This window comes from Erythrobacter donghaensis, from assembly GCF_001557325.1.
GTDB lineage: Bacteria > Pseudomonadota > Alphaproteobacteria > Sphingomonadales > Sphingomonadaceae > Erythrobacter > Erythrobacter donghaensis_B.
Genome location: NZ_LSJS01000105.1, coordinates 1 through 4,020 on the forward strand (window position 1 = coordinate 1; position 4,020 = coordinate 4,020).

The window sequence follows — 4,020 nt, forward strand, 5'->3', positions numbered from 1 at the left end:
ACCGGATGCCCATGCAATAGCCGATGATCAGCATCCGGATCATCAGCTCGGGATCAACCGAGGGCCGACCGGTCGAGCTGTAGAAGGGGCGCAGATGTTCGCGAATGCCCGACAGATCAACGAACCGATCGATCGAGCGCAGCAGGTGATCCTGCGGAACATGCCGCTCCAGGTTGAAGCTGTAGAACAGCGCCTCCTGCGCCACCGTCCGCTCACCCATCATACGCCCGTCTCCGCTTGCTGGCAGAGACATTGAATCAATACTTTAGCACCATTGCAAGGCCGAGTTTTTCAACACAATCGACCTCAAAACGGACATTTCACGCAAAGGAATCTATTTACGCTTTATCATTAGACGGTTATGCACCGGTCCGTGTCGTTGGATTCCATCACCTTCGCGCTTGCCGTGGCGGCCGTACCGCCCGCAACGGAGAAGGATTTATTGGCGAAAGGGAGGGCAGAGGCCGCTGCTTGGCTCGCGCAGGTCACCGCCGCGCGGCAACTCTCAGAGCGCGAACCGGAGTTCGGAGCCGCATTGAAAACGCGTGCGGGTGAGCAAGTCAGCGGCAAAGGCAATGCGACGCCGATTGCAGCAGCCGTCGGAAATACCAGCAAAGCGGGCGAGTTGATCGCGCGTGAGCGAGCACCATGTGGGCGAAGGTTTACGACACGCGAGGCGGTGGCGCTCGAAAAGAAGATGCTCGCCATCGAAAGCGGCGGTCGATCCAGCGTTGCCGCTCCGCAGGACCGGCAAGAAGCGACGTGCATGGTAACCACAGCCGCGTTCTTTGCCGAAGCGAACGGCTGGTGCTTGGATGAGCCCAGCAGTCAGTTTTTTGCTGCGAATAGCATCTGCGAGTGGATCAACATGATCCAGTTCTATTTCACCCGCTCACGAGCATCAACTGAGCTGTCCGCCACACAAACTAAGCAACTTACCAAGTCATGGCATATCTCGAGTGAGGCAATTTAGCTTTGTCGGCACCACGACCGGGAACGTATCGCGAGGCAACAAATCTTATGGAATACTATATACCGGTTGCGCTCGCTCTCAAGCGCTTTCGCAGACTGTCTGGAACGAAGCAAAGCTTCGTCGCGAGTGAGCTTGGGATAACCCAAGGAACGTTATCCAGATGGGAGACCGGTAGACATGCGCCCGACAACGCTCAAAGAGCACGAATTATAGAATTCCTCCGTAAATACGCTCCACATCAAACTGATTCACTGGTCGAGTCCCTCGTTCAAAATTCCAAAAAGCGAGTTTTGCTCGTTTGTGATTCAACGCACCGCCTTCTGGCCGCCTCGAAGAGTATGTCACGCCCTTGGCAAGGTGGCGTGAACCAATATTTGAATTGTTCGCTGTGGCGTTATGCAACGGACGAAATTATTGAGGCAGAAAAACGACTTCGAGACATTGACTGGTACGATAAGATTAACTTGGTTCACGAGTTTTGGACCGAGGGAAACAAAAGTACAGATGTGCCAATTCCACCCGCTAAAATTCGCTGGGAGACGTTAATGTTAGCGCACGGCTTTACGGGCAGATTAGTCCAAGTCATTGAATAGCGGTTAACTTACCTGCCGAGGGTCAGTGTCTGCGAATATTTTATTCGTTGATCTTTGATCGGCTCACTCGTTAAATGGAGTGATGGCATCGCAATGGCAAAGAATTTTGATCGTTTGGCTGTGTGGGGTCTTAGCGGCCGCGCAGCTGACTAAACTTTCAGCTCTTGCGCCTTCGGTTTCAGCAACTTTTGAAATTAATGTAGCAGAAGTTGGCCTTCTGATTTCATTAATCGAAATCGGAGGCGCTTCATTAGGACTGCTGGGCGGACTTATTGTTGCCCGCCTAGGAGCCGTCTTTGCGCTTCGTACAGGGCTTGTCCTTCTTCTTATTGGCGCTCTTCTCGAAGCATTAGTGACGACTGTGTACGGGCTTTTCGGCGCGCGGATCTTAGAGGGGTTCGGCTACCTCTTCATCGTCATATCTGCACCCGCCCTGATCGCCACGATAGCAGACGACGGGAAGCGCGGTCAGGCACTTGCCTTGTGGAGTACGTTCATTCCGATAGGATTAGGCCTGGGCAATCTAGGAACGGGAGCGATCATCGAGATTGGGTCTTTGAGCTCAATCTTGGTTGCTTGGGCGGCCTGCGTTGCCTTGGCGCTGGTTGCGTCGTTTCTGGTTAAAAATCAAACGACAGAGGTATTTCAGATCGCCACGCCGAACAGCCCCATGTTGCTCTACACGATCTGTTTCGGTGTCTTCACCTTCTTTAGCTGCTCCGTCATTCTACTGGCGCCAACATTCTTAGTTGAGCGTCTAAACTTCCCTCTATGGCAAGCAACCGTGTCTGCTGGCGTGAGTTCGCTCGCTGCTCTGCTTGGGACATTGGGTCTTTGGTCTTATCTTCGGAAGAAAACCATCGAGGCGCCGCAAGCCAAGCTGATCGTGATATCTGCCAGCACCCTAATGATGGCATCAGTTTGGATGTTTTTCCGAATGTCGGAAACTTCATCAATGCTACCTGCAACAATTACATTGAGTATCTTTATGGCAGCTGGAGGCATTTTGTCTCCGATTATCTTCGCGCGTATTCCTGAACTTATCGACGCTCGAAAGTCGACTGGCAGCCAGTTGGCAGTTGCCAACGGATTGCTCACGCAGTTTGGAGCACTGGGAGCGCTAGCGGCGCCTCCGGTCATTGGCCTTATTGTATCAAGTTGGGGCTGGGGCGCTATTCCGTACTTCTTGCTCCCAGCAGCCGTCACAATCTCACTTCTGGTTTCCGGCGGTGAGCGGCGCGCATTATCCCTTTCGCACTACCCAGCCACATGATTTTTCGTCGTCTCCCCCCTAAAGAGAGGATAATTGTCAGTGAAATCCGTGATGCTAAGCAGTGAGAGCGAATCGGCGCTGCCGATCTACCGCAAGTTGATCGGTGATATAGCCAATCTCCCACCACCAGAAAGCTCGGTCGAGAGCAACTTGGAGTTCATCAGAGAGATATCAGAACCGATTCATTTCATGCACCTGTTGCGAGAGTTAATGTCAGTCCCTGCTATTGTCAAAGAAATTGGGTCGCGTTCCTATCGTCATGTCAATCACTTCGACAAGATAGTCTTGGTTGATTGTCTCAATGACAACGGATATCGGCTCACCCTTCATATTTGGGCCCCTCCATTTACGGCAGAGGAAATCGAGGACGAGCTTATCCACGACCATCGGTTCAGCTTCTGGTCTGGCATATTAGTAGGAACACTGTCCTCTCAGGAATTTGTCGCTGATCCAGGTCTGGATACTTATCAAAGCTATCGATACACGCCAGAAAACCTCAATGCCGAGAACTTCTACGAGTTTCAGGGACGCTTTGGACTGACAAAAGCCAGAAAGCTTAAGGTCGAAGCAGGTGGGACGTACTATCTCTCCTATGATACGACGCACCGAGTGGAGTTACCCGAGACTGAGATGACGTGCACACTCGTCTTGCGCGGTCCCCGCCAGCGAACCTTCTCAAACGTTTACAACACGGCATATCCAGCAACCAATGCGGGCACCGCCAATAGGATGTTTGACTATGACGAAATGTTTGGTCATTTTACTCGACTGTATTCTGAGCTCCTGACGACCCGCCGGCAGCGCCAAGTCGAACAACGAACGATCTACAGTGTCGACTGAGCAGGGGCGACCACCGTTGGGGCTTTCGATTTCATTTGATGCCACGCTAGCCGACGACTGGAACCGCTTGGTCCGGTATGTCATATCAGATCTTGCGGATAACGAGGGCATTGGATCCGTGCCTCGTGAGGCGGTCCTACGGCCAGATAGCGTAGCGATCCTTCCTTACGACCCCAGCTGTGAAGTCGCCTTCCTTGTGTCCCAATTTCGTTTGCCGGTCTATCTTGCGACCGGGGCCATGGCCTCCCTTGAAGTTGCTTCCGGGCGAATTGATCAAGGCGAGAGTTTAGAGCGTTTTCCGTTCATTCCGGTTCGTATCCGCATGATCTGAAGTAATTGGC

5 protein-coding genes are annotated in these 4,020 nt (G+C 52.5%); 4 read left to right on the forward strand and 1 reads right to left on the reverse strand.

What is annotated here, in order from left to right; translation table 11 throughout:
• The coding region (locus tag AX692_RS05740) for a transposase (protein ID WP_196491770.1) at positions 1 to 223 on the reverse strand (223 nt) is incomplete at its 3' end.
• Between the two features lie 156 nt (positions 224 to 379).
• Here AX692_RS05740 and AX692_RS05745 point away from each other — a divergent pair.
• The 4 genes from AX692_RS05745 to AX692_RS18915 all read left to right on the forward strand — a co-directional run bounded on the left by AX692_RS05745 (position 380) and on the right by AX692_RS18915 (position 3,679).
• Complete coding sequence (locus tag AX692_RS05745; protein ID WP_155646268.1) at positions 380 to 973, forward strand: hypothetical protein; 594 nt, start codon at positions 380 to 382, stop codon at positions 971 to 973.
• Positions 974 to 1,020: 47 nt separating this feature from the next.
• Positions 1,021 to 1,566: a helix-turn-helix domain-containing protein gene (locus AX692_RS20795; RefSeq protein ID WP_081095160.1), complete on the forward strand. Its 546-nt coding sequence runs from the start codon at positions 1,021 to 1,023 to the stop codon at positions 1,564 to 1,566.
• 82 nt (positions 1,567 to 1,648) lie between these two features.
• Positions 1,649 to 2,839 carry an MFS transporter gene (locus tag AX692_RS05750; protein WP_081095161.1) on the forward strand — a complete coding sequence of 397 codons (1,191 nt, stop codon included), beginning with the start codon at positions 1,649 to 1,651 and terminating at the stop codon, positions 2,837 to 2,839.
• A 39-nt stretch (positions 2,840 to 2,878) separates the two neighbouring features.
• Positions 2,879 to 3,679 carry a hypothetical protein gene (locus AX692_RS18915; protein WP_155646269.1) on the forward strand — a complete coding sequence of 267 codons (801 nt, stop codon included), beginning with the start codon at positions 2,879 to 2,881 and terminating at the stop codon, positions 3,677 to 3,679.
• Positions 3,680 to 4,020: the final 341 nt, after the last annotated feature.

What these genes read in the sequence shown, in the direction of transcription:
- AX692_RS05750 (WP_081095161.1), top strand. Translation starts at nt 1,649, where the DNA reads ATGGCATCGCAATGGCAAAGAATTTTGATCGTTTGGCTGTGTGGGGTC.
- AX692_RS20795 (WP_081095160.1), top strand. Translation starts at nt 1,021, where the DNA reads ATGGAATACTATATACCGGTTGCGCTCGCTCTCAAGCGCTTTCGCAGA.